Here is a 24,520-nt window from a genome sequence, read left to right as displayed (position 1 = left end):
ATTCTTCATATGCATGGTAAAATACGTAAAAGGGCGATCCTGCTGGGCATATTCTTCGGCCTGCTCATCTGCGCCTTCACGCCCTTCAACAACGCATACCTGAACGCCACACCGCTGGCGGGCGGACATTTCCCGCTGGCGCCGTTCTTCATACTGGCCTGGCTGACCGCCATTTCGGCCCTGCATCACAAGGTGCTGCGCTCAAGGCCGCTCATGACCGGCATGGACCTGATGACCATGTGGATACTGACCGTGATCGTCTCCGGCATATCCTACACCGGTCTGGCCCGAACCTTCTTCATAAACCTGACCGCGCCATTCCATTTCGCCACCATCGGCAACAAATGGAAGGAAGTGCTGCAGCCGCTCATTCCCGAGGCCCTGCACCCCGCCGACCACAAAGTCGTGGAGGAGCTGTACAACGGAATCAAGGGCGGACCGTTCATGGACAACTTCGAGGTCTTCACCTCCATCCCGTGGTCCTCATGGATCACGCCGTTCATGTGGTGGGGAGCCTTTATCCTGCTCTGCTATTTCATGATGCTATGCCTGACCAACATATTCAGCCGCCAGTGGGTGGAAAACGAGCGACTCAACTTTCCCCTGCTGCAGCTGCCCAGATTCATGGAAGAAGCGCTTGATCAGGGGCTCTACGGATCGTTCCTGAGCAACAAATTCTTCCTCATCGGCGTAATATTCTGCGTCTGTCTGCACCTGATGAACGGGCTGCACTTCTACATCCCCTCGGTGCCGGAAGTTCCTACCCTGGTCCTTGCAGGCCAGTATTTCGCGAAGACAGGCCTCTTTTCCGGGTTCTACAAGCTCAAGATCTACTTCTACCCTGCTTTCGTAGGATTCGCCTTCCTCGCATCACGCCAGATTTCATTCAGCTTCTGGGTCTTCTTCCTGCTGGGCGGACTTTTCTACGGTATCCTGAGTGTTGCCGGCCTGAACATCCCGGCCTCGGCGCTCGGCGTAACCTTCGGTCCGACCCTGACAAGACCTGAAGAAACACAGATGATCGGCGCGTATCTGGTCTTTTTCGTATTCATCGTCTGGCTGGCCCGCCAGCATCTGCTGCAGGTCATCCGTGAAGCCTTCGGTGCCGAATCCACTCAGGGACAGGCCGAATGGATGTCCCTGCGTTTCTCCTTCTGGGGACTGATCATTTCCGGCGGGCTGCTCACTGCATGGTGCGTCTATTTCGGTATCCCCATGCTTGTGGCAATGGTTGTGCTCATCGCCTTCTTCATCTTCACACTTGTCGCCTCCAAGGCCATATGTCAGGGCGGTATAGCCTATTTCACCCTGACTGCCGCCCCCCTCGACGGGGTAACAACCCTGCTCGGGACCAAATTCTTCGGAGCGGCAGGCATCGCCGTTGCCGCAATCTGCCAGAAAGTGCTCTTCGTGGACCTGCGTGAATCACTCATGCCGTCTCTCGTACACGGCTCCAAAATCAACGAATGGGTACGCAACAAACGCATGTTCCTGGTCGGGATCACCGTAATCCTGCTGCTGGGCATAATCGTATCTTTCGGGGCCATGCTCATGGTCTGCTACAAGTACGGCATACGCGAACTTCAGCTCGACTGGGCAACCAGAACGTCCATGAGCGTCTACGACAACGTGGTGCGCATTGTTCAGGAACCTGAACAGGCCAGCCACTGGGTTTCAACCTTCGCCACTGTCGGTGCGGTTATCATGTTCGCGCTGGTCGTGGCCTACAACAGACTGCCGTGGTGGCCGCTGCATCCAATCGGATACCTGACCGCCTACAGCTCGGCCATGAAGATCCTCTGGTTCAGCTTCTTCCTCGGCTGGCTCTGCAACCAGCTTACACTTCGCTACGGAGGCGTTGGACTGTTCAAACGGGTCCGCTACCTGTTCTTCGGACTCATCATGGGTGATTTTCTCATGGGCGGAGCATGGGCGCTCTACGGACTGTACGCCGGACAAAGCTATCAGGTCCTGCCCGGTTGATGCCTCCGGCGGCCAAAGATGAAACTTTTTGAAAAAAGTTTCACCTCTGGACTCCCCTTCAAAAACTTTTAACAAGGCTTCGCCATCGTATGCGGAAGGTTCAGCCAGTAAATCAGCACCCCTGTTTTAAATAAAAATGCGGGATCAAAATTTTTTAAATAAATGACAAACATACAGCCCCCGGCGGCGAAGCCCCTTTAAAAGGTTTTGAAAAGGGGAGTCCAGAGGGGAAAAACTTTTGCAAAAGTTTTTCCCCTCTGGCCGCCGGAGGCACACCACGGAAAAAAGTATGTACGACGATAAAGAGTTACAAGAGTATCGGGACCTGTTGAAGACTCCGACGAAATTTGAGGAGGGCTTTGACTGGAAGACGGTTGTCGGTGCGATCTTCATCGGTTTCCTGATGATGCCGGGAAGTATGTACCTGCAGTTGGTCATCGGTCAGGGAATCGGCCCGGCTGCACGCTGGGTTACCATCATCCTTTTTGCCGAAATCGCCAAGAGGTCGTACACCGAACTCAAGCAGCAGGAGATTTTCCTGCTCTACTACATGGCCGGTGCCGCACTGGCCTCGCCTTTTTCGGGTCTGTTGTGGCAGCAATACCTTGTGCAGTCGGATGCAGCGCGAATGCTCGGGCTTACCGAGTTCATACCGGCATGGGTAGCCCCGCAGCCCGGTTCGGAATCGCTTCTGGAACGCACGTTCTTCCACCGCGACTGGCTCATACCCATATTGTTGCTGGTGGGTGCGCAGATCGTCCAGCGGATAGACCACTTCGGGCTTGGTTACGCGCTCTACCGCATCACATCCGATGTGGAAAAGCTGCCCTTCCCCATGGCCCCGGTCGGTGCACTGGGTACTATGGCCCTTGCAGAATCCACCGAGGAAAAACAAGCCAGCTGGAAATGGCGGGTATTCTCCGTGGGCGGGGTCATCGGGCTGGCCTTCGGTGCTGTCTACGTGCTGCTGCCTGCTGTTTCGGGCCTGCTGTTCACCGAACCTATCAGACTCATCCCCATCCCGTGGATTGAGCTCACGCCCTATACGGAAAAAATACTTCCCGCTGTGGCAACCGGTATCCAGTTCGACCTCGGCCTGTTCTTCATCGGCATGGTACTGCCCTTCTGGGCGGTCATCGGCGGGCTGATCGGTATCATCATCACTTTCGCAGCCAACCCGGTACTGTACGAGCACGGCATACTGCACCGCTGGCATCCGGGCATGGAAACCGTCGAGACTGTTTTTGCGAACAACTTCGACTTTTATATGAGCTTTTCCATCGGGCTGGGTCTTGCAATCGGTATCATCGGCATATGGTACGTTGCCAAGTCGTTCCGTGGCGAACACGCCAAGACCCGCGAATCGTGGAGCAAACTTTTCGAGCCCCCGGCAGGACGCGGGGACATCAACTTCTGGGTGTCCATCGCCATCTACGTGTTCTCGACACTTGCCTACGTGGGCCTGAGCCTCTTCCTCGTACCGAACTTCCCGTGGATATTCTTCCTGCTGTACGGATTCATCTACACCCCGGTGATCTCCTACATCACCGCACGTATGGAAGGTATAGCCGGACAGTTCGTCAGCCTGCCGCTGGTGCGTGAGGCCAGCTTCATCGCCGGGGCAAAATTCTTCGGCTATCAGGGCATAGAAATCTGGTACGCACCGATCCCGATCCACAACTATGGTGAAGCTACGGTTCACTTCCGCGAAATCGAGCTTACCGGAACATCCATCCGCGGCATCATCAAGGCCGAGCTGGTGGTTTTCCCGGTGGTCATGATAGCCAGTCTGCTGTTCTCGCAGTTCATCTGGCAGCTTGCTCCGATTCCGTCCTCCAACTATCCCTACGCGCAGGAACTCTGGCACCTGCAGGCACTGAACACCCTGCTGATGCAGACCTCCACGCTTGAAGGCAACTCCCTGTTCTTCCAGGCCCTGAGCGGACCTGTGGTAATGGGCGGTATCAGCCTGGGACTTGTGCTCTACGCCATTCTGAACGCCATGGGCCTGCCGGTCCTGCTGGTCTATGGGGTAGTCAGAGGGCTGGGCCAGAGTACGCCGCACGGCTTCATCCTTGAAGTCACCGGGGCGCTCATCGGCCGCTACTTTTTCCAGAAAAAATACGGTGCCATGTGGCGGCAGTACGCACCTGTACTGCTGGCAGGTTTCTCCTGCGGCATGGGTCTGACCGGAATGTTTGCCATGGGCTGCACACTCATTCTCAAGTCATTGGGAAAAATGGCCTATTGACGTCACTTTAATCTTATGATGTTTTGACAAACCTGCATGAGCTGGTAAACTCATGCAGGTTCTTTTTATATATGGCGATAGCCTTGACCCGGATGTTTCGCCAAAGCATGCCCCCAATCCTAGAAAACAGGTTATCACTGCTGATTTCAAGTTGAGAACTAGGGGGCAGGAAAATAAATCGTATCACGGTCCGCCTGCACAGCGGCCGCTTCCATCGGGGAACTTATATAATGGATCGTAAAAGAATTGCCTGGGACGGAATCAGCTTTGATATCCCGTCCGTCTTTGAAGTAAGCGGAATTGATAAAAAATTCCTGCAGCTCGACAACGGGGAGCAGCCCTGCATTGAAATCCGCTGGTACGATGCAGGCAACACCTACAAGGAAAAGACCTACTTCCGCCAACTTGCAAAGAAAATAGAAGCCGCATCCGGAATCAAGATTGAATCCACAGTACTGCCCGGCTCATGGAAAAAACCGCTGGATAAATACGATGCAACCGGATTCTACTGGCAGTCGGATCTTACCTCCGGACGCGGAGTCATGTTCTATTGCAAAGAGGCCTCACAGGTTATGCTCGTCCAGTTCATCAACAAGTGTGACGACTGTACCGATGAGGGAGCGGTAATGCTTTTCGAAACCCTCAAGTTTCACAACAGCGGAACGGAAAAACCCTGGCGTATCTACGACATGCAGGCGAACATGCCGGTTGAAATGAAGCTGGATTCATTCGAATTCAAACCGGGCAGATTCATCCTGACCCTTGCCGATGGCAATGAAACCGTCTCATTCTACAGATTCAGCCCTGCTGACATAATCCTGAAAAGCACTACACTTGGCGAGTTTTCAAGGGAATTCTTCAAGGAAGATATTTCCAGACTGGGACTCTCCCGTGCAGAGCTGGAGCACAAATCCGGCGCAACCTGCATGTTCGGACAGAAAAACAAGCCTTCAAGGACCTCTCTGGCCATGGCCAGACTGAATCCGAAGAAACGCCCTTTCGCGCAGATTGAAGTCCGCTACACTCACGAGAGCAACCGCATTCTTGCAGTAATGGTCTGCTCCAGACAGGAACTTGCAGAAGACAGGGCCAAGTCAATTTTCACAAACTATGACATTATTCAGTAAAAAGAAAAAAATCGCCCCTGAAATGACAAGGGGCGAAGCCATGGCCTGCAAACCGTTGAAAAATCTGGATGTCGAAGAAACGCGTTCGGAAAATGGGCTTGTGCTCCTTGCCTATCCTCTGCGGCTGAAACCGCTTTTTGCTGATGTTGCCAAGCGGTTCGGCATGTGGAAAGAAGGCACACCGCCCATGAAAAGACTTGAGCTGGATGAAATGGGAACACTGGTCTGGGATATGATAGACGGCCGCAACAGTGTTAAGAAAATTGCGGCAAGCTTTGCGGAAAAATACAATGTACTCCCCCGGGAAGCGGAAGTGGCAACAGCATCATTCCTGAAGGATCTCGGAAAAAGAGGGTTGATCGCCTTCAGTTCCGGGGACGATAAAAACAGATAAAGAAGTTAGGCAGCACAGGCATCCTGCAGCCGGCCAGCTCAACTGCAGGTAAGCTTAATGTACTCCTCAAGGCTCACACCGTTCCAGACTTTACTTACCCAGTAAGCCGAAGCCCAGATCATCAGCGCGGTAGAATGAACGTCTGAAAGACGTTTGAGCTTGGCCTCAAGATTCGCCCGGCTGACTCCGTGTGTTACGTGCACGTTTTCAATCTCGCAAGCTTCCTCAATACGCAGGTAAAGATAAGCTCCCTTGCACTGGTTGGGCAGGATCTTCACCCCGCGATACGCTTCAAGAACGGTTTTAAGTTCCTGAACGTTCAATTCCTCCGCAACAGCACGCATGGATTTGAAAAACATATCCACAGCCCAGGGTAGAATAAATTCGGCCCCGGCACTCTTTGTCTTGAAATAATTTTTGAGCCACTGCTCGTGGTCATGCGTGATTCTGGCTGCAACCTGCGGCATATGGTCCTCCTAGGCTACTCCACTACTGATACAATAGCCTTAATAACCGCATTATGCAGTTTCATCAAGACTTTTTCTAGATTTTACGTAGAGCAATCCTAGCGGTCAAAACTTTCGCGTATCTGTTTGAAAAGACTGAATAACAAAGCATCAGGCACCGACTTGTCGTTAATATTCATGCTTACAATGCGAACCACAGTATTGCGGCTGGGTGTAACATTTTCCTCAGTGACAAGAACTATTTCCTTTTTCATGGACTCGTCACCTTCGCTTGCGGAAATAACCAGCACCCAGCAACCGTCCCGATGCTGCCATCTGAGATCAACACTGCGATGAGAATTAACACTGTTCTCGAGCAGTTTGACAAAGTCCTCAAGCGAAAAATGCTTGCGGCTTTTCCCGGCCACGCCAAGATACTCCCCTTCAGAATTCATGATAACAAGCGGACGTTCAAGATAGTCCACGGAAGGAAAGGAGGACTCATCCTGTGAACTGCCCTCGCCTCGATTGAGCAGCCTGAACAGTTCCTCACGATCACGTTTGAGCCGCCCTATCTCCATGGCCATATCGAGGATACGCTCATTGGTGTCCGCAGCCAGCTTGCGTTTTTCACTGCGCAGGTTCGCCAATTCTTCACGAAGATCACGGATTTCCACCTGGAAAAGTGCCTGGTTTGACAACAAGTCAGACACTTTGCCAAGCACGGAGGAAAGCCCGCAGATGACTGTCTGCATGTCACCTGACGGCTCCAGCCCAGCTTCGTTGATCAATTGTTGATCATTTTTAATTGAGTCGATTAATAAACCGAATTTCAAAGTTAATTCATTTTCAATTTGTTCAGTTGACCAATTCATACCATACATTTCGCGTATCCTCCTGAATACTTCCAAAACCTCAACGGAATACCGCTGCCGACGTCCTTCTCCGCCAATAGAAGGTAAAAATTTAGAGTACTTATCTCTATAGTAGACAACCGATGACGGAGGAATACCCAACCGCCTGCCTACCTCTCTGAGACTGATATACTGACCGGACATATCACCTGCACACTTGTTAATCATTAAACAACTGATCAATATATACACTACAGGAACAAAGGATTCAACTAAATACTGTTCAACATCACTATGATTTTGTTCAACTGAACAACAACCACACGGGAACACTGCAAAACATGCAGCAAATTCTTTTCACGACATGGACAAACAAAGGCGGATGATTATTTATTAATCAGAAGGGATGAACCTAGACGGAGGGTAAATAAAAATAGAATCGAAAAGTTATAAAATATGCGAATTGAGTCGCAACAAGAAACATTAGAGTGCGTAAAAGTGACGGAGTTACCTCCCACAGCCGCGTAGCGCGGCACACGCACTTTTTCTCTTGCCCTAGAGACAGCTGTTTGTGTATCCGATAATGAGAAACACATAGCTTTAACCGGCTTAACGATCAATCAGACTGCTTCGGAAAACGAGATAGATGCTAGAAAAAATCAAGACCACCAATCTTCAGAACGGGATGTTCGTTGTCTGTTCCGCAACCGGAATGGGAAGCCTTCCACCGGATCTTTCCAACAATTTCATTTCATCCAAAGAAGATATTACAGCAATCCTCAAACTGAACATAACCGAAGTTCTGATTGATTCATCCAAGTGTGCAGCCCCCAGAAACTGCTTCCCCCAGACCTCGTATTCCGAGGAAATTCTCTTTGCGCGCGAAGCCTACAACAGCGCTCTGGGCTGCATCCAGAAAATGTATGAAACAATCAGCAGAAGAGGTCCGCTCGAAATATCTGAGTACCAGAAAGACGTGGACCCCATGCTCGACTCCATAGAGCGCAACAGCAGCGCATCGGCCAGCCTGACTGTTCTGGCCCGCAGTGATCGCTACCTTTTCACCCACAGCCTAAACACCGCTATCCTGAGCGCCATTCTGGGCAGATACATGGGCCTTTCCCGCGAGTTCGTTAAGGAACTCTCCATCTCGGCAATGCTCATGAACATAGGTCAGGTGTGGCTCAAACAGGAAATTTTCTCCAAGAACGGCAAACTGAGCGCCTCTGAATTCGATGAGATCAAGCAGCACCCCCTGAGCGGCCAGAGCTACCTCACCCTGCAGAACGGGATTCCGGAAAATATTGTCAGGGCCGTATCCGAACACCACGAGAAATACGATGGTTCCGGATACCCCAACGGCCTTTCCGGAAACTCAATCTCGAAATACGCACGCATCATCTCCATTTGCGATGCCTACGATGCCATGACCGCTGATCGGCCCTACCGGGAAGCCCTGACTCCCAACATGGCCATCAAGCATCTCTACAGCATGACCAATTCATCCTTCCATCCGCGATATATCGAGAACTTCATCAAGTGCGTCGGAATTTACCCGGCGGGATGCTTTGTAAAACTTTCAGACGGAAGGTACGCCGTTGTTGTGGAAAACACTCCGCAGGCCCCGCTTCTGCCCAGGGTGAAAATTGTCTTCAACAGCCGATTCAAGGCTATCACTCCTGAATATGTAGACCTCTCCAAACAGCACGACAAGTCCCCGTACACCGGGCTTGAAATTGTAGAATGCATACATCCGAAGACGTTCCGGCTCGAATTGGAACGCTTCCTCTGGTAGGGACGCGTCACTTAAAGACAATCTCCACGCAACGGACATAGTTGCGCAACTGATCAAGAAGCTGCTGTACCTGCCTGAGCTCTCCGGCTCCGGCTGCTATCTCTATGGCCCGCCCGATCTCGGCCAGATGCAGGAAACCGTAATTCAGGGCCGAACCTTTGATATTGTGCCCCATTCGATAGGCTGTCTGCAGATCAGCTTCAGCCATAGCCTTCTCCAGCACGGCAATTTCCTCAAGGGTATTTTCCATGAACGCAGAAACCAGCCCCTCCAGGTCGCGTTCTATTTTTTCAATTATTATATCAGCCATATTCTCCCCGCATATTTTTATAAATATTTCGCAATGAATTTAACCTCTTTAGCCAAAACAGACAACAGATTCCGTTCCGTTTACCGACAGGTAGGGACAAAAAAAGCACCGCCCCTTTCGGGACGGTGCCTGCATTCAATTCAAGCTACTGTTTAAAAAAGCCTAATTCTCAAGCTGCTGGATTCCATCAAGCTTCCACATGGCATTACCTCCGGATTCCTTGATGAAATGCCAGACCTCTCGAACCTGGGACGGCTGGCTCTGTGAAGAATCTTCGCGAAGCAGCACATCGTAATAGACGGTAGCCATGGTCTTTCCGCCGTCTTCCTTTACTTCCAGAAGCCTTGCGTTAACCATCATGACCTCAGTCAGGGAAGGACCGGGATCTTCCTGTGCCTGTCTGCGGATTTCGTCAACCACGTCGGAAGTCGCAAACTGGGCAATGTCATTCATATCCCTATTATCCCATGACTTCTGGAGCCTGTTGTATACAGCCTTTGCCCCTTCAAGGAATTCTTCCTCGTCGAAACCGGCTGGTCTGCTTATGGTAGGCCCTGCATCGGCAACGGAGCCTGCCCCGGCATTTCCGGAAGGCTTGGAAGACAGATGTTCCCAGGCATTTTTAGCAGCATCCTCACGGCGTGCGTAGGGATCTGCATTGGAATTGTTCACGCCGTTCCCGGAAGACTGGGTTGGGCCGCGCTGATAGTTGCCCTGCTGGTACACGTTGTCCGAATTGCGACTGCGCGATTTGAAAAACTTAAATCCAAGATAGACCAGCAGACCGATAATCAGCAGATTGAAAAATCCGCCGCCCATGCCCCCGAATCCCCCCAGCATGGAGCCGAGGAATGTACCGGCAAGCAGACCGCCGAATATACCCATGCCGGTCCGGGCAAACCCGCCCTGCTGGGTACCGGCAGTGCCGGTGGACTGCTTCTGTGTCATTGTCGGAGAACTTGTGGGCTGCTTGTAAGTATTGGAGTAAGATGGCTTGCTGCCGAATGATTTACCGCCACCCAGTCTTTTTGCGTCCGCATCCCCTGCCGAGAAGGCAAGAAGACAGACCAGAGTCAACGGAAGAACCAAATACCCGAGTAGTTTCATCTAAGACCTCATATTCGTTAAAGTAAAAAAAGTGCGATAGGATACCGCACTTCAATACGTAATAACGGAATTGAGACCTGTCCAGAAAAACCGGTGATCATCAATTGTTTTTTTTCAGAAACCCCAACTCGACCATCGCGTTGCGCACGTCGGCAATCTCAATAGGCTTGGTAAGATACACCGAAGCACCGCCCCGGTAATACGCCTCCATGACATTGACCGGATCACCGAGGGCGGATGTCATGATGACTCGGGCCTCCTTGCGGGGCTCCACGCCCATTTCACGCTCAAAAGACCTAATCTCTTTCAGGGCCTCTATCCCGTCCATCCCCGGCATCATTATGTCCATGCAGATGAGATCATAGCCTGAACCGGTTTCAAAGGCGGTCCGGAACATGGACACTGCCTCCGTGCCGTTCTCGGCGCAATCACATTCGCCATAACTGTCCATAACATGCTGCATATATTTTCTGCTGGCGAGTTCATCTTCCGCTATCAGAATTCTCATAAATTACCCCTTGCTTCGCTTGAGCACTATTCTAATTATTAGACCACAGCAAAACTAAAGATACAAGCGCAATGAAACTATTCACCCCGGCGGAATTCCTTGCAGAGACTGGAAATGAAAGGTACGTATTCACAAAAAAACACAGGATCAGTTCATGATAGAAACAGTTTCTTCCATTGCTTCATTCATAGTCGGCAAATACGAAAGCAACCCCCACTGGGACCACTGGCCGTTCGGTCCGGGGTACGGAGATTTCTGGGCCTCAGCCCTTAAAATGCTCTTTGTCAGCGCAATACTCGGTGTTATTCTGATTTTCCTGCGAGTGCTGTTCGGTCCCAACGGAAAATTCCGTGACCCGGAAATTGACCGTGAAGCGGCTGAAATGCGTGAAAAAGCTCTGCAGGATCTTGAAGAGGAACTTAATAGCGGTAAAATTTCCGAGCTTGACTACAAATTCAAGAAAAAAAGGATCATGCACTAAGAGCATGGAAATATACAAACAAATATTCCGGGACTTCACCGCCCCTTATCTGCAAAAGGCCGCTCCGGAAAAGAAAGCCGATGTTGAGCTTAAATTCATGCACTCGTTTGAAGTGTATAAAAACAGTTGCGCCATCTGCGAATCCATCGACCTGACCGGAGAGCAGGCGGAAACGGTCCAGATTGCTGCACTGTTTCATGACACCGGACGCTTTCCCCAGTTTGAAAAATACGGGACTTTCCGAGACGCGGACTCCTGCAACCACGCAACAACTGGAGTGCGGACCATACTGCGCCACCACCTGCTGGAATCCCTGTCTCCGGCGAGACGCAAGAACATTCTGGCAGCCATTGCCCTGCATAACAGAAGGCAGCTGCCTGAAAAACTAGCGCCGGAAATCCGTCTGGCAACGGATATAGTCAGGGACTCGGACAAAGTTGATATAATCAAGATACTGCTTTCCCATATGCAGGACATCCGCCCTGAAAGCAACGTAGCGCTCATGGGGCTCAAGGACATACCGGGCCTTGTCAGCGAACCGGTCCTGCAATCCATCGAAAATGGTCAGCAGGCAAACTACCTTGATATGAAGAGCGTCAATGACTTCAGACTGCTTATCCTCAGCTGGGCCTACGACCTGAATTTCAGATGGTCAAGGCAGCAGATGAAATCCCTCGGACATGTGGATCTGCTGTTCTCACAACTGCCCGACACGGAAAGGATAACAAATCTTTACGATCCCATCATGGAACAGCTTAACTCTTGACCGTTTTTGTGGGATACTCGTTTCAGGCATTGCTTGTCTTTTTAAGGATGAATCTTACTTTATGAGTTATCACCAACTCATTCAACCTCATAACGGATAGCAGGAAATGACTGAAACCAACTATGACATCATCATCCTGGGAGCAGGACCCGCAGGCCTGCAAGCTGCAATCCATTCCGCCAGAAAAGGACTCAAGGTCCTGATTTTAGGAAAAAACGACAAGAGCAGCCTTTGGTGGGCGCACATTGAAAACTTCTGCTGCACACTTGAAATATCCGGGGAGCAGATCCTCAGAACAGGTCAGCAGCAAGCCGAAAGCTTCGGAGCGGTTTTCTTCAACGAAGATGTCCTGAAAATCAAAACCCCGGACCTGATGTCACCAGACGGGAACGGGTTTACAATCGATACTGAAACAAAACAGTTCAAGACCAAAGCAATTATCATCTGCACCGGAACAACCCGCAACAAGCTTGGTGTTCCCGGAGAAAAAGACCTCTTCGGCAAAGGTGTAAGCTACTGCATTGAATGCGACGGGAACTTCTTCAGAGGTGAAGAGGTTGCCATCGTAGGAGGGGAAAGCGCTGCCGCAGGCGGTGCACTGCACCTCTCGCACATCGCCTCCAAAATCCATCTCATCGCAAAGGAATTCAACTTTGCACCGGAACTGCTGGAACGCCTTAAGACCGAAAACATCATTATTCATGAAGGTGTTGAAGTCACCGAAATAACCGGAGACAGCGGCGTGGACGGGCTGGTTCTCGACACCGGCGAAAAACTTGCCGTGACCGGAGTATTCATCGAGCTCGGTGCCAAGGGCGTAATGTCTCTCGCCTCCGAACTCGGCATCCAGCTTGACGAATCAATGAAATTCATTGAAACGGATAAACAGCAGCGCACCAACGTACCCGGAATTTTTGCTGCCGGAGACATCTGCGGACCTCCGCTCCAGATGGCTAAAGCCGTCGGAGAAGGTTGCGTAGCCGGACTCAGTGCCGCCAAATACGTCAGAAAAACCTGATCGAAAAACACGAAAAAAGTCCGGTCCCTTAGCACAAGGAACCGGACTTTTTTATGAAATAGGTAAAGAGTTCAGCGCCTATCGTAGATATAGTTTGGATAAAGAACAGCAACCCCCTTCTGTTCCCCTGCCACATCCTCCGCAAGGACACCTACCGTGGCTATGATATTGAACCCGGAATCAACAAGCCCCCTGCGTACCTCTTCACAGAAATTCCTGTCCTCCGGGTACTTGGACGGTTTCATGAACAGCTTTTTCCAGCCCGAAAAACCGCTTTTGGAAAGATTTTCCATCACTGAAATACGCAGGTCCTCTGGTTGATACGAGACCAGAAAGACCGGAATGTTACGGGCCAGAAGAGATTCAAACAACTGAACCGAAGGCTCCACTGCCGGAAGTGCGCTCAGGATAACATGGGAATCCAGTTCCCTGCGTGCTTCGGAATTATCGGAAAAGCCCTGTTTCCTGCGCGCCGGGTAAGTGGACAGCAGAACGTCCTCAACAACCATGACCACGGCAGGATATTTGACCTTATCCGCCAGAGCCTTGTCCGCGGCTTCGGCAACAGTTTTAGCCCTGACACCTGCATCCTTAAGGTAATCACCGCCATCATAGTATTTTATGATCTCCGCCCGTGCCTGCGGCAAGGGGATCGGCCCATCGGAAGCTTTCACATAATCCTTTTTGCCGGAAACACACCCGGCAAAGCATAAAAGTACAACTACCAACATCAGGCGCAATTTCATGATATCAGCCCTCTCTAACAATTAAATTCATTTGATTACAAGGGAATACCATAACTACATAAGGCAGGACAAGAGGCACCGGGATTGGACTGGCTAAAAGTGCGCCGGAGACATCATTAAAAATTTAGTCCAAACTCAGTAGCCATGCATCTTACAGAGACAAACGAATCACTCCCCCGGCAATCAGGGCATTCAAGGCGATGGCTATACCGGCCAGCATAACAAGTCCGGCACTTGCCACCGGCAGATTTTCTATCCACCTGCGGGAACCGGAAAACTTCTCGGTCAGCCCGGAAGCCCGCACGGTCAGGATTCCGATGATGATAAGTACAGCGGCAAGGCCGAGACTGAAAGCGGAAATGAGCAGCAGCCCGAACACAATCCTGCCGAATGCAACCGAGGCCAGCAGCACCACCAGTGCCGTTGGACACGGAACCATTCCGCCCGCTATGCCCAGACTGAGCATGGACCACCACGAGACCGCCCCGTTCCTGTCGGAATGATCATGGTGATGCTCGTGATGGTGATGATGGTGCACCGCCCTCCTTGCCAGCATAAGATAGCCAACCACGAAGACAAGGGCACCGGAAAACGCTCCAAGCCATGGATAAAGATCACCCGGAAGAAAATAGCGGGACAGCAGCAGAGCCGCGATTCCAAGCACAAGCACGCTGGCAACATGGGTTATGGTCACGATTATCCCCAGTGTGAAGGCATCCCGGATGCGCCCGCTGCGGCCTATCAGATACGCCGCTACCATGGCCTTACCGTGCCCGGGGCTCAAAGCGTGGCCCATGCCCAGCACAAAAGCCAGTCCCAGAGCAAACAGGGCTGCTCCGGTCCCCAGATTCTCCCGTGAAAGGTATTCCTTGAGCGCGGCCTGGCTGGGGTCCTCCTTCGGCTCTGGGCGAAGGGAATTTCCGCCAGTCAGGCCGGAGTCCGGTATCTCTCCGTCACGCTCATCCAGTGATTTGAAAAAGAACTGGTAATTCAATTCACGCGAATCAGGGGAGGTTCGTACCACGCTGAATCTGGGATCGGCCTGAACTTTCCACTTAAGCCATTTCAACTCACCAGCCCTGAAATTATGATCGGAAAACCGCAGATAATGCTTGGACGCGTCCTCGCCGCTTAGCGGGACCGAATACACAAGATTGGACCGGAGCCCGTTATTATAACCACCGGGAGCCGGGGAAACGGAATCGTAATAGAGTTCCGGGGTCACAAGCCGATCATCAAGGTGAATTTCAAGGTTCGGAAGCAGAATTGCGCTTATCGCCTTGGACAGCTTTGCCTCCTCCAGAGATGAAACCTTCCCGTCATTGTCGGCATCAGGAATAAGCGTGGCGGTAATGGAAGGACCAATAGCGGTATTGTAAGCTATCAGAAGCCGCGCCCCCTCATTCATGACCGTTGTCTCCTGCACCACCTCACCAAGAGGATGTGCGTGCGCGATAACGCATGTCTGGCAGCTGATCAGAAACGCCAGTATGGCAAAAACATTTTTCACGTAATTACTTCTCACTCAAATATCATTTGATGCGCTTTGTGCTTTTGACAGTTTGATTTAGCCTCCGGCGGCTTAAAATCTTTTAGTATGGCTTCGCCGTTTTATACGGTACAATGAACAATTCCATGAACCAACACATTTCATCAAAAGCCTTGCCGTTGCCCCTCAGAAGATCGCCGGGTTCATTCCGCAATGAGATATCCGGGCCGAAATCTTGTCCCTTAGACTGAAACAACTGCCTGCAATCGATAAATATGTGCCACATATTCCCAGACTTCGCACGCCATGCCAAGCATATTGATAATTACCTCCGTCGCTGACAAGTCATCTGTTTGTGACAATCGTATTGACAGCAGACTTTCGCACAGCTATAAGCCACAAAAGTGACCATCGGTCACTTTATGACCGGAGGTCGCAAAACCGTTTAGCAGCACTTCAAATGGCCAGAAAACAACAGGAAAAATCACAGCAGACCAAGCATGAACTCATGGCGGCAGCCAATGAGCTTTTCGGCCGGAAAGGTTACATGGAAACAACCGTGGCCGAAATAACCAAACATGCCGGGTACGCCAAGGGCAGTTTCTACCGCCACTGGGTGAGCAAGGACAAACTGTTTCTGGAAATCGTCGAAGACAAGCTGACCAGCTACCGCAACTCCCGCGATGATCGCCTAGAACGGGCCGAGACACTTGAAGAAGTGATGCACATCATCTGGGATTTTCTGGAAAACATTGTCAGTGACAGGAACTGGGCAAAAGTATTTCTGGAATTCACGGTCTATGCCGCGCGCATACCTGAACTTCGTGAAGACCTCAGCCTCAGTCAGTACAGGCTTTCCGAGGACGTCTTTGCCGATCTGGTGCGAGGTTACATAGAGACCGACTACCCGCCGGAAAAAATCGGTGCCTTCAACACGGTCCTTTTTGAAGGATTCATGGTCCAAAGCGCACTTGAAACCGGCATTGTGAACTTCAAGGATATTCGCGAGGCGGCAGTCACTCTGGCGCTCACCAATGGACTCAAAAAAGCCTGATATCACAGGCTTGAATTTTTCATAAAATCGGAGGCACTATGAAAAAGCTTTTACTCACCGTCATGGCAGCAGCAGTCTGCATGGTGGCTATGCCACTCAGCGCAGGCGCTAAATCAGTCAACCTGACCTACTCCAACTTCTTCCCGCCGACCCATGTCCAGTCCAAGCTGGCTCAGGAGTGGGCCGATGAGGTTGCCAAACGCACAGAAGGCCGCGTGACCATCGCATACTTTCCCGGTGGAACACTGACCAAGGCCAAGCAGTGCTATGACGGCGTAGTGGAAGGCCTTTCCGATATCGGCATGTCCGCACTCGCATATTCCCGCGGACGTTTCCCCACCATGGCGGCTGTCGACCTGCCCCTCGGCTACAAATCCGGTGTTGCAGCAACCACTGTAGCCAACTCCGTATACGAAAAATTTCAGCCTGCTGAGCTTGATGACGTAAAAGTCATGTTCTTCCATGCCCACGGTCCCGGCCTGCTCTTCACAGCAAAGAAGCCGGTTAAGACCCTCGAAGACATTCAGGGCATGAAACTCCGCGGAACCGGTAACTCCGCCCAGCTTCTGAAGGCACTCGGCGCTGCTCCTGTTGCCATGTCCATGCCCGACACCTATCAGGCCATCCGCAAAGGCGTAGTAAACGGAGGTGTCTATCCCATGGAAACCAACAAGGGCTGGAAAATGGGTGAGGTAGTGGATTTCTGCACCCTTGACTACCCCGTCGGCTACACCACCACCTTCTTTGTAGTTATGAACAAAGACAAGTGGAATGCTATTTCCGAACAGGACCAGAAGGCAATCATGGCCCTGAACAAGGAATTCTCCGCCAAACACGCTCAGGCATGGGATGAAAGCGACAAAATCGGTCGCGAATTCCTGACAGAAAAAGGCGGACAGTTCATCGAACTGAGCGCAGAAGAAGGCAAACGCTGGAAGGATAAAGCAGCTCCCATGATGGATGAATACGTAGAAGCGACTAACAGCAAAAAACTCAACGGCAAAGAGATTCTGGACTTTACCGTTGAAACACTTAACAAAGTTCAGTAGCTTCTCGATAACATAAAATTATCATCCCCCGCCCTGCTTTGCTCGGCGGGGGAAAAGTGTTTTTTAGACGGCAGTAATATACTGTTGGCAGTGAAAGATGAAGATTGAATAAAGGCGAGCATTAAAGATTGGAGTGAGTTGTGAGCAGTTTTAAATTTTCTGGTCTGGTGGACGGACTGGAAGCGGTACTGAAAAACATTGCCGCAGTCTGTCTGATAGGTATGGCCCTGCTGACCGGGGCGGACATCATTTCGCGAGGTGTGTTCGGTTCGCCCATTTTCGGGGTTGAGGAAATAGTTACGATTCTGGCGGTGCTGACCACAGGCCTGGCCCTTGGATACACGCATTCCCAGGGAAGCAACATCGGTGTGGAATTTCTTTACAGCAAGCTCGGCAAACGCGCCCGCCGCGCCCTCAAAATAACCACAAACACCATCAGCGCGGCACTCTTCGGCACGGTGACATGGAGGCTCTACCTGTACGGATGCAGCATACGCGAATCCGGCGAGGTTTCCATGACCCTCGAACTGCCCACCGACCTGATCATTTTCGCTCTGGCCTTCGGTTTCGGCTGTTTCACCCTCACAATCATCAAGGAGCTGGTCATGCTCCTCGCAGTGGAGGAATAGAATGGAACCGACCACCATTGGAATCATCGGCGTCTTCGTCATGCTGGCCCTGTTCCTGACACGCATGCCCGTGGCATATGTAATGACCCTTGTGGGCGTAGGCGGATTCTCCATGCTCATCTCGCTCAAAGGCGGCATGAACCTGCTTTCGCGCAGTTTTTATGATACTTTTTCATCCTACAGCCTTTCCACCATCCCGCTGTTCATACTGATGGGCCAGCTGGCCTTCAACAGCGGAATCAGCCGCAAGCTGTACAGCACAGCCTACCACTTCCTCGGACACATTCAGGGCGGACTTGCCATGGCGACCGTTGCGGCCTGCACCGCCTTCGGCTCCGTATGCGGTTCCAGCCCGGCCACTGCAGCAACAATGGCCACCGTCGGCATCCCGGAGATGAAACGCTACGGTTATTCAAACACCCTTGCCGCAGGTTCCGTCGCATCCGGTGGCGGACTGGGCATGATCATGCCGCCGAGTGTCGTGCTCATCGTCTACGGAGTGCTTACCGAGCAGTCCATAGGCGCGCTTTTCATGGCCGGGATCATCCCCTCGCTGGTGCTGACAGTGCTGTTCATCGCGGCAATCGGCATCATCTGCCACCGCAACCCGCAGCTCGGACCCAAGGGCGAAGAATTTTCCTTCGGCGAAAAAATAAAATCCCTGATAGGACTGGTCGACACCATCGCCGTATTCGGGCTGGTCATCGGCGGTATGTTCTTCGGATTTTTCACCCCCAACGAATCAGCGGCAGTGGGCGTGCTCGGCATCCTTGTGCTGGGCATCATCAAACGCCAGCTTACCTGGCAGGCCTTCGTCAACTCGCTCTATGAGACCCTGCGCACTTCCTGCATGGTGCTCTTTCTCGTTGCCGGGGCGGTAATTTTCGGCAAATTCCTGGCCGTCACCCGCATTCCCTTCAACGTGGCTGAATGGACCGCCTCCTTTGACCTGCACCCGCTGATCATCATGTCCATGATTCTGGTCATCTACTTCATCGGCGGATGTTTCATGGACGCGCTGGCCCTGATAATGCTGACCATCCCGGTATTCTACCCGGTTGTTACGACCCTCGGTTTCGACCCGATCTGGTTCGGGGTCATTATCGTGCTCGTAACCCAGATCGGGGTAATCACACCGCCGGTCGGGATCAACGTCTACGTGGTTTACGGCATGGCCCAGAAATTCGCCCCGGACATCACTCTGGAGGAAATTTTCAAGGGAACCATGCCCTTCCTGCTGGCGATTATCGTAGGTATCGTGCTTTTCGCCATCTTCCCGCAGTTGATTCTCTTCCTTCCGGAAGCTATGTATTAGGAAAGCGATGTCTTAAAGTCCGAAGCTATGTACTGAAACAGGATGCAGCATACCGGTAAGCGTCTTGCTTTCCGCAGCGTAAAAATATCCACGGACAGGCCGCAGTTATGCCATCGTTTGGCAGAACTGCGGCCTTCTTTGTGCGTGAACAATCTTCAAGCATCCGCAAGTATCAATACCGAAAACATCATAAAACCGGAAAGGCAAACGGGAGGGACAGATGAATGAAGAGAAGGAAAAAATAGATATCAAGGAAGTAATCGAGAAAAAGATACCTTTTGATCATTTCCTTGGGCTGAAGGTTGAATGTGCAGGCAAAAACTACGCAAGACTGCGCTTGCCATACCGTCCGGAATTTATAGGCGACGCCCGCCGTCCGGCACTGCACGGCGGAGTCATCTCCATGCTGATAGACACCTGCGGCGGAACAGCCGTCTGGGCTTCCGGGGATGTGAATGACCGGGTCGCAACAATAGACATGCGGGTGGACTACCTGCGCCCCGCCCCGCCTGAAGACATCATTGCCGAAGCACGGGTAAAGCTGCTGGGCAACCGGGTCGGCAACACCCAGATTATTGTTTTCTCCGCCTCTGAACCGGACGTGATCATTGCCGAAGGCCGTGCTGTCTATAACGTAAGGAAAGTTTCAGAAGATTAGGCGACTGCGAAAACTTCCAGTTTCACGGCAAGTTGAGAAAAAAACCTTTTCAGCCCGTTGTTCTATACCTGCATAAGCAACTTCAACTGCAAAAAAAGAAGAAGCCTCAATATCCCGAAGGATATTGAGGCTTCATTTAATTTCAAAAAAGAATCTACTGCCTGGAATAATCCTTATTCAGACAAGACTATACATGGTTGGAGAACACGCTTCCCGGCCCATTTGATTTTGCTTCCAGAAGAACTTTCCGGGCCTCCAGAACCATTTTCTCCAGTGATTCTTTTACCTGGGTGTTGATCCCGATACTTACTGTCACTCTGACGTCGTCATTATCATCCACAAATCTGGTTGCTGCTATCTTATCTGCCAGTTCATGGAAGACATTATCAACATGCTCAAGCTTCATATCAGCACAGAGTATACAAAAAACATCGGCCCCATACCGGCTGACAACATCACCCATACGGAAACGATTACGAAGAATCCCACCGACCTGCCTGATTATGTCATCACCGATCAGAGGGCCATACTTATCATTCAATTCACCGATACCATCAATATCAATCAAAACGGATACTAGGCTCGATTGAGAGCGTTTCTGCTGGGCAAACAATTTTTCGCCGTATTTATAAAACGAGTTAAGCGTATACAGACCTGTCAGTGAATCATTGTCAGTTATCGAAGTGATTGTCTTGATATACTCTGCCGTATCAACAGTATTGGAAACCCTGCAATAGAACTCTTCAGGCACAAAAGGCTTGGTGATAAAATCGTTTGCACCGCTTTTCAAAAATTCAGCAGAGGTGCTTGCTCCTCCGGAACCGGAAAAACCGATAATCGGGAGCTTTGCCTTGGAATATGATCTCCTTACCTCTTTGACAAAAGCCGGGCCATCCATCTTGGGCATGTAACAATCCGATATAACCAGATCAACATCACCGTTTTTCACGAGGCTCAAAGCGTCACGCCCATTTGCAGCTTCAACAACTTCATAATTATATGCCTGCAGCAGTTCCCTGCACAGAGAGCGGCTGGTACTGGAATCATCTACTACCAGCACTTTTTTGAAAATATTTTTGCGCAGCCTGTCCACAACAGTTACGACATGCTGAATATCATCAAAGTTACCCTTCGGAACAAAATCTATGATTCGTTTTGCCCACATGGATGAACGCAAAGCATCACTGATTTCACCTGTGAAAACAACGGAAGGAATTCCGGAAGCGACAACCATATCAACAACTTCCCCATTCGGTGCATCCGGAAGAACAATATCAAGCAGGGCCATAAAAAACTCACCGGCCGAACGCTCCAGACACTCCTTGGCCTGGGCATAATCAGGGCACACAACAACCTCAACATCAAGCTTGTCCTGAATGCTTCTTTTCAGAATACCGGAAAAAGTAATACTATCTTCAACAACCAGAACCTTAGAAGGACGATCCGATCCAACTGCAGAAGCTTCTTTAGACATATTCCATCCCGACTATTTTAAGTTAAATTACAGGACAACCATGATTGCAGCCTGCGCCTTTGCATTGACGGTATCACAAGACTAACGAACAGCTACCTTCACGACCAACAGTAATACTGATTATCCTTTACCTTAGTTACTCGACATGGATGAGCTGCGTCAAGCCCCCAGAACCCCTCTTATTCAGACACACAACAACTTTTCATACTCAAAAAAACAACCTCATTCCCGCCACAAGCACGGCCAGAAAAATCAGGGTCATCCCTGATCCGGCACGCAGATAATCCACAGCCCTCAACCCGCCCGGACGCATCACCAATGCATTTACCTGATGAGTTGGAAGTACAAATGTATTCGACGCAGCAAGTGCAACAGTCATGGCTGCCACACGCGGGTCCATTCCACAGGACAGTGCCAGGTTCATCGACAACGGGACCAGAAGAACCGTAGCTCCCACATTGGAGGTAAAGAGCGTAAAAAATGAAGTCAGCACCGCAATACAGATAAGCAGAACCGTGGGGGTAGGAACACCCACAGCATTCATCATCATGTCGGCAATAAGCTTTGCCGCTCCGGTATTCTCGAAAGCAAGCCCGAGGGGAATCAGTCCTGCCAGCAGAAAAACAGTCATCCAGTCAACCGAGCAGTAAGCTTCATCAAGAGTCAGGACTTTTCCGATGATCATACTCATCGCGCCGAATAAAAGAGCAATTGAAAGCCGGATATCAAGGATGAGAATCATGAACATTGTCACGATGAGAGTTCCCACTGCCCAGCGGGCCCTGTCCTCGCGCATCAGTTCGCCCTGAACAGGCTCAGTAAATACTAAATCGTGCTGGGCCTTCAGTTGGTGGAACGCGCTCCACTTGCCATGAAGAAGAAAGGCATTGCCCTCCTCAACAACAATATTCGAAAGATCGCTGATGATGACTTCGTGCCCGACATAAACCGCCAGCGGAACCAGCCCGTACCGCTTACGCAGCTGAATATCGTGAATAGTCTTTCCAATTAGCCGAGACCTGGGCGTAACGATTCCCTCCATTATCCCTGAATTTGCAGCCGAAAGCTCATCAGCAAAAACTTTGAGTTCATCGGTATAAGTCCAGCCGAAATCGGCGGCGAGCTGCTCAATGAATCTGGCCTCACCTATCACTGCAATCCGGTCTCCGGGACACAGTGTGTCTTCAGGGCGGGGAGCATTGTTTCTTTTGTGGGTGATCGGATTATACGTGGCCAGAACCGAGCAGGCATACTCGGAACGAATTTGCAGCTCATCAAGAGACTTCTCCTCAAAACCCATGGTAGGAATCTCCATTTCGTAAAGCTGCCCCACGTCATGATAAGTTTTGTCCAGCAAAGGAGAAAGCAGACAGTTCAAGGGCTGGGGCGGACACTTCGGAAGAATCCACTTACCCATCAGGGAAAAATAGAGAAGAGCCGAAATTACCAGCAAAATTCCAATGGGAGTCATGCTGAACATCCCGAAATGATCGTAAGTAACGCCCCTGACCGTAAGCAGATCATTCAGAAGAATCAAAGGGCTGGACCCAACAAGCGTAAGGGTTCCCCCTATAATTGCGCAGAAAGCCATGGGCAGGAGAATATGGGAGGCCGGAACCCCGGTCTGGGATGAAATTCGCTTCGCAGCCGGCATAAACAGGGCTGCAGCACCGATGTTCTGCATAAAGCCGGAGATTAAGGCTACAGTACCGGCAACCATGGATGTAATCTTGTGCTCGTTTTTTCCGGCGAAACGCAGAATGAATTGAGCGAGTTTGTTCATAACCCCGGTTTTATCAAGCCCGGCCCCGATAATTATTACCCCAATGATTGAGACCACGGCATTACTGCTCAATCCGCTGATAGCCTGCTCAGGCGTAACCAGTCCAAGCAGAGGCAGGAAAACCATAACCATTATCCCGACCATGTCTACGCGCACCCATTCGAAAACAAAACACATAATCACGAGAAGAAGAACGCCGAGAACGAGTAGAATATCGGGGGTAATGACCATAGCGAAAAAAATTTCCTTTTCTTTACGTTGATGTGCTGTCAGACAGTCCTAATCTAAATTATACCCTAATACCTGCTTCGAGAAAATAATTTTTATCAGCCGATTCTGTAATCTATCGGTATCTGACCTCCAACCATATCATCACATCCAGCGCAGAAACAACCACATACCACCGATCCCCCCAAACGCCAAAAGCCCGCACAACTCCATGAATTGTACGGGCTTTTAAAATTCGGTCGGGAAAACAAAAACGGGGCAAACGAAAAAGGCCCTTGAATGGGCAAGGGCCTTTTTTGGAAACAAAAAAGTCCTTGCGACGACCTACTTTCCCACCAGCTACCTGGCAGTATCATCGGCGATGGAGAGCTTAACTTCCGAGTTCGGAATGGGGTCGGGTGTGACCTCTCCTCAATGGTCGCAAGGACAAATATGTTGGTTGGGGTTTCCAACCGAAATATATGTCAGATAGGGGGTCCTTATAACCTTAACCGGTGGGGTTAAAGTTATAGGGAAGAGAAGAAAGATAAGTCGCACGATTTATTAGTACCGGTCAGCTGAATGTGTCACCACACTTACACCTCCGGCCTATCAACCAGGTGGTCTACCTGGAATCTTCAGATGCTGATGCATAGGGAGAACTAATCTCAAGGCAGGCTTCCCGCTTAGATGCTTTCAGCGGTTATCCCTTCCGAACATAGCTACCCTGCTATGCCGCTGGCGCGACAACAGGAACACCAGAGGTTCGTCCACCCCGGTCCTCTCGTACTAGGGGCAGACCCTTTTCAATTCTCCTACGCCCACGGTAGATAGGGACCAAACTGTCTCACGACGTTTTAAACCCAGCTCGCGTACCACTTTAATCGGCGAACAGCCGAACCCTTGGGACCTGCTTCAGCCCCAGGATGTGATGAGCCGACATCGAGGTGCCAAACCGCATCGTCGATGTGAACTCTTGGATGCGATCAGCCTGTTATCCCCGGCGTACCTTTTATCCTATGAGCGATGGCCCTTCCATGCGGGACCACCGGATCACTAAGACCAACTTTCGTTCC

Annotated in this window: 22 protein-coding genes, 2 rRNA genes and 1 pseudogene (1 of these 25 only partly in view); 13 read left to right on the top strand and 12 right to left on the bottom strand. The window is 50.9% G+C overall.

Going from position 1 to position 24,520, the window contains the following annotated elements:
- Positions 1–9: 9 nt before the first annotated feature.
- The 4 genes from N7E73_RS16630 (at position 10) to N7E73_RS16615 (ending at position 5,755) form a co-directional block, all read left to right on the top strand.
- Positions 10–1,983, top strand: coding sequence for a DUF6785 family protein (locus N7E73_RS16630; RefSeq protein WP_432736042.1), 1,974 nt, complete (start codon positions 10–12; stop codon positions 1,981–1,983).
- A 289-nt stretch (positions 1,984–2,272) separates the two neighbouring features.
- Positions 2,273–4,234, top strand: a complete 1,962-nt coding sequence (locus N7E73_RS16625; protein WP_432736041.1) for a peptide transporter — start codon at positions 2,273–2,275, stop codon at positions 4,232–4,234.
- A gap of 230 nt (positions 4,235–4,464) precedes the next feature.
- Positions 4,465–5,361, top strand: coding sequence for a hypothetical protein (locus N7E73_RS16620; RefSeq protein WP_432736040.1), 897 nt, complete (start codon positions 4,465–4,467; stop codon positions 5,359–5,361).
- A 40-nt stretch (positions 5,362–5,401) separates the two neighbouring features.
- A complete protein-coding gene (locus N7E73_RS16615) occupies positions 5,402–5,755 on the top strand; it encodes a PqqD family protein (RefSeq protein ID WP_432736039.1) in 354 nt (117 codons plus the stop codon).
- A 38-nt stretch (positions 5,756–5,793) separates the two neighbouring features.
- On the opposite strand, the gene N7E73_RS16610 is transcribed toward N7E73_RS16615, so the two are convergent.
- The 3 genes and pseudogenes from N7E73_RS16610 to N7E73_RS16600 form a co-directional block, all read right to left on the bottom strand.
- Positions 5,794–6,222 carry a hypothetical protein gene (locus tag N7E73_RS16610; protein ID WP_432736038.1) on the bottom strand — a complete coding sequence of 143 codons (429 nt, stop codon included), beginning with the start codon at positions 6,220–6,222 and terminating at the stop codon, positions 5,794–5,796.
- A gap of 98 nt (positions 6,223–6,320) precedes the next feature.
- Positions 6,321–6,992: a hypothetical protein gene (locus N7E73_RS16605; RefSeq protein ID WP_432738893.1), complete on the bottom strand. Its 672-nt coding sequence runs from the start codon at positions 6,990–6,992 to the stop codon at positions 6,321–6,323.
- 66 nt (positions 6,993–7,058) lie between these two features.
- Positions 7,059–7,259 (bottom strand): annotated as a pseudogene (locus N7E73_RS16600) (MerR family transcriptional regulator); the annotation flags it as partial.
- 442 nt (positions 7,260–7,701) lie between these two features.
- Between N7E73_RS16600 and N7E73_RS16595 the strand changes: the two are divergent.
- Positions 7,702–8,850 (top strand): HD-GYP domain-containing protein, encoded by a 1,149-nt coding sequence (locus tag N7E73_RS16595; protein WP_432736037.1) that lies wholly within the window; start codon positions 7,702–7,704, stop codon positions 8,848–8,850.
- A 7-nt stretch (positions 8,851–8,857) separates the two neighbouring features.
- Here the strand turns inward: N7E73_RS16595 and N7E73_RS16590 are convergent, their stop codons facing one another.
- The 3 genes from N7E73_RS16590 to N7E73_RS16580 form a co-directional block, all read right to left on the bottom strand.
- Positions 8,858–9,160, bottom strand: coding sequence for an Hpt domain-containing protein (locus N7E73_RS16590; RefSeq protein WP_432736036.1), 303 nt, complete (start codon positions 9,158–9,160; stop codon positions 8,858–8,860).
- 162 nt (positions 9,161–9,322) lie between these two features.
- Positions 9,323–10,267: a Tim44 domain-containing protein gene (locus tag N7E73_RS16585; RefSeq protein WP_432736035.1), complete on the bottom strand. Its 945-nt coding sequence runs from the start codon at positions 10,265–10,267 to the stop codon at positions 9,323–9,325.
- A 100-nt stretch (positions 10,268–10,367) separates the two neighbouring features.
- Positions 10,368–10,775: a response regulator gene (locus N7E73_RS16580; RefSeq protein ID WP_432736034.1), complete on the bottom strand. Its 408-nt coding sequence runs from the start codon at positions 10,773–10,775 to the stop codon at positions 10,368–10,370.
- A gap of 154 nt (positions 10,776–10,929) precedes the next feature.
- On the opposite strand from N7E73_RS16580, the gene N7E73_RS16575 reads away from it, so the two are divergent.
- The 3 genes from N7E73_RS16575 (at position 10,930) to N7E73_RS16565 (ending at position 13,040) form a co-directional block, all read left to right on the top strand.
- Positions 10,930–11,256, top strand: coding sequence for an SHOCT domain-containing protein (locus N7E73_RS16575; RefSeq protein WP_432736033.1), 327 nt, complete (start codon positions 10,930–10,932; stop codon positions 11,254–11,256).
- Positions 11,257–11,260: 4 nt separating this feature from the next.
- Positions 11,261–12,022, top strand: coding sequence for an HD domain-containing protein (locus tag N7E73_RS16570; protein WP_432736032.1), 762 nt, complete (start codon positions 11,261–11,263; stop codon positions 12,020–12,022).
- A gap of 106 nt (positions 12,023–12,128) precedes the next feature.
- Complete coding sequence (locus N7E73_RS16565) at positions 12,129–13,040, top strand: NAD(P)/FAD-dependent oxidoreductase (RefSeq protein WP_432736031.1); 912 nt, start codon at positions 12,129–12,131, stop codon at positions 13,038–13,040.
- Positions 13,041–13,111: 71 nt separating this feature from the next.
- Here the strand turns inward: N7E73_RS16565 and N7E73_RS16560 are convergent, their stop codons facing one another.
- Both N7E73_RS16560 and N7E73_RS16555 read right to left on the bottom strand, forming a co-directional pair.
- Positions 13,112–13,786 carry an HAD family acid phosphatase gene (locus N7E73_RS16560; protein ID WP_432736030.1) on the bottom strand — a complete coding sequence of 225 codons (675 nt, stop codon included), beginning with the start codon at positions 13,784–13,786 and terminating at the stop codon, positions 13,112–13,114.
- A 151-nt stretch (positions 13,787–13,937) separates the two neighbouring features.
- A complete protein-coding gene (locus N7E73_RS16555; RefSeq protein ID WP_432736029.1) occupies positions 13,938–15,296 on the bottom strand; it encodes a nickel/cobalt transporter in 1,359 nt (452 codons plus the stop codon).
- A gap of 439 nt (positions 15,297–15,735) precedes the next feature.
- Between N7E73_RS16555 and N7E73_RS16550 the strand changes: the two genes are divergently transcribed.
- The 5 genes from N7E73_RS16550 to N7E73_RS16530 all read left to right on the top strand — a co-directional run bounded on the left by N7E73_RS16550 (position 15,736) and on the right by N7E73_RS16530 (position 19,980).
- Positions 15,736–16,329, top strand: coding sequence for a TetR/AcrR family transcriptional regulator (locus tag N7E73_RS16550; protein WP_432736028.1), 594 nt, complete (start codon positions 15,736–15,738; stop codon positions 16,327–16,329).
- Positions 16,330–16,367: 38 nt separating this feature from the next.
- The gene (locus N7E73_RS16545) at positions 16,368–17,378 is read left to right on the top strand and encodes a TRAP transporter substrate-binding protein (RefSeq protein WP_432736027.1); all 1,011 of its coding nucleotides are present in this window, start codon (positions 16,368–16,370) and stop codon (positions 17,376–17,378) included.
- 140 nt (positions 17,379–17,518) lie between these two features.
- On the top strand, positions 17,519–18,007 hold the full coding sequence (locus tag N7E73_RS16540) for a TRAP transporter small permease (protein ID WP_432736026.1): 489 nt from the start codon (positions 17,519–17,521) through the stop codon (positions 18,005–18,007).
- Position 18,008: 1 nt separating this feature from the next.
- A complete protein-coding gene (locus N7E73_RS16535) occupies positions 18,009–19,322 on the top strand; it encodes a TRAP transporter large permease (RefSeq protein WP_432736024.1) in 1,314 nt (437 codons plus the stop codon).
- A gap of 220 nt (positions 19,323–19,542) precedes the next feature.
- Positions 19,543–19,980, top strand: a complete 438-nt coding sequence (locus N7E73_RS16530; RefSeq protein ID WP_432736023.1) for a PaaI family thioesterase — start codon at positions 19,543–19,545, stop codon at positions 19,978–19,980.
- A gap of 187 nt (positions 19,981–20,167) precedes the next feature.
- Here the strand turns inward: N7E73_RS16530 and N7E73_RS16525 are convergent, their stop codons facing one another.
- The 4 genes from N7E73_RS16525 to N7E73_RS16510 form a co-directional block, all read right to left on the bottom strand.
- The gene (locus N7E73_RS16525) at positions 20,168–21,454 is read right to left on the bottom strand and encodes a response regulator (RefSeq protein ID WP_432736022.1); all 1,287 of its coding nucleotides are present in this window, start codon (positions 21,452–21,454) and stop codon (positions 20,168–20,170) included.
- Between the two features lie 208 nt (positions 21,455–21,662).
- Positions 21,663–23,468 (bottom strand): SLC13 family permease, encoded by a 1,806-nt coding sequence (locus N7E73_RS16520; RefSeq protein WP_432736020.1) that lies wholly within the window; start codon positions 23,466–23,468, stop codon positions 21,663–21,665.
- 308 nt (positions 23,469–23,776) lie between these two features.
- Positions 23,777–23,891, bottom strand: a 5S ribosomal RNA gene (gene rrf, locus N7E73_RS16515).
- A 96-nt stretch (positions 23,892–23,987) separates the two neighbouring features.
- Positions 23,988–24,520, bottom strand: a 23S ribosomal RNA gene (locus N7E73_RS16510); it runs 2,400 nt beyond the window's last position.

It is taken from the genome of Maridesulfovibrio sp. FT414, from assembly GCF_050916235.1.
Taxonomy (GTDB): Bacteria; Desulfobacterota; Desulfovibrionia; order Desulfovibrionales; family Desulfovibrionaceae; genus Maridesulfovibrio.
The sequence above is the reverse complement of the archived record's forward strand: the minus strand, read 5'-3'. Positions and strand labels throughout refer to the sequence as shown.

Coding starts and splice junctions, on each gene's coding strand:
- N7E73_RS16575 (WP_432736033.1), top strand. CDS start 10,930: ATGATAGAAACAGTTTCTTCCATTGCTTCATTCATAGTCGGCAAATAC.
- N7E73_RS16570 (WP_432736032.1), top strand. CDS start 11,261: ATGGAAATATACAAACAAATATTCCGGGACTTCACCGCCCCTTATCTG.
- N7E73_RS16530 (WP_432736023.1), top strand. CDS start 19,543: ATGAATGAAGAGAAGGAAAAAATAGATATCAAGGAAGTAATCGAGAAA.
- N7E73_RS16580 (WP_432736034.1), bottom strand. CDS start 10,775: ATGAGAATTCTGATAGCGGAAGATGAACTCGCCAGCAGAAAATATATG.
- N7E73_RS16610 (WP_432736038.1), bottom strand. CDS start 6,222: ATGCCGCAGGTTGCAGCCAGAATCACGCATGACCACGAGCAGTGGCTC.
- N7E73_RS16585 (WP_432736035.1), bottom strand. CDS start 10,267: ATGAAACTACTCGGGTATTTGGTTCTTCCGTTGACTCTGGTCTGTCTT.
- N7E73_RS16615 (WP_432736039.1), top strand. CDS start 5,402: ATGGCCTGCAAACCGTTGAAAAATCTGGATGTCGAAGAAACGCGTTCG.
- N7E73_RS16595 (WP_432736037.1), top strand. CDS start 7,702: ATGCTAGAAAAAATCAAGACCACCAATCTTCAGAACGGGATGTTCGTT.
- N7E73_RS16525 (WP_432736022.1), bottom strand. CDS start 21,454: ATGTCTAAAGAAGCTTCTGCAGTTGGATCGGATCGTCCTTCTAAGGTT.
- N7E73_RS16565 (WP_432736031.1), top strand. CDS start 12,129: ATGACTGAAACCAACTATGACATCATCATCCTGGGAGCAGGACCCGCA.
- N7E73_RS16560 (WP_432736030.1), bottom strand. CDS start 13,786: ATGAAATTGCGCCTGATGTTGGTAGTTGTACTTTTATGCTTTGCCGGG.
- N7E73_RS16620 (WP_432736040.1), top strand. CDS start 4,465: ATGGATCGTAAAAGAATTGCCTGGGACGGAATCAGCTTTGATATCCCG.
- N7E73_RS16590 (WP_432736036.1), bottom strand. CDS start 9,160: ATGGCTGATATAATAATTGAAAAAATAGAACGCGACCTGGAGGGGCTG.
- N7E73_RS16550 (WP_432736028.1), top strand. CDS start 15,736: ATGGCCAGAAAACAACAGGAAAAATCACAGCAGACCAAGCATGAACTC.
- N7E73_RS16625 (WP_432736041.1), top strand. CDS start 2,273: ATGTACGACGATAAAGAGTTACAAGAGTATCGGGACCTGTTGAAGACT.
- N7E73_RS16630 (WP_432736042.1), top strand. CDS start 10: ATGCATGGTAAAATACGTAAAAGGGCGATCCTGCTGGGCATATTCTTC.
- N7E73_RS16520 (WP_432736020.1), bottom strand. CDS start 23,468: ATGGTCATTACCCCCGATATTCTACTCGTTCTCGGCGTTCTTCTTCTC.
- N7E73_RS16535 (WP_432736024.1), top strand. CDS start 18,009: ATGGAACCGACCACCATTGGAATCATCGGCGTCTTCGTCATGCTGGCC.
- N7E73_RS16545 (WP_432736027.1), top strand. CDS start 16,368: ATGAAAAAGCTTTTACTCACCGTCATGGCAGCAGCAGTCTGCATGGTG.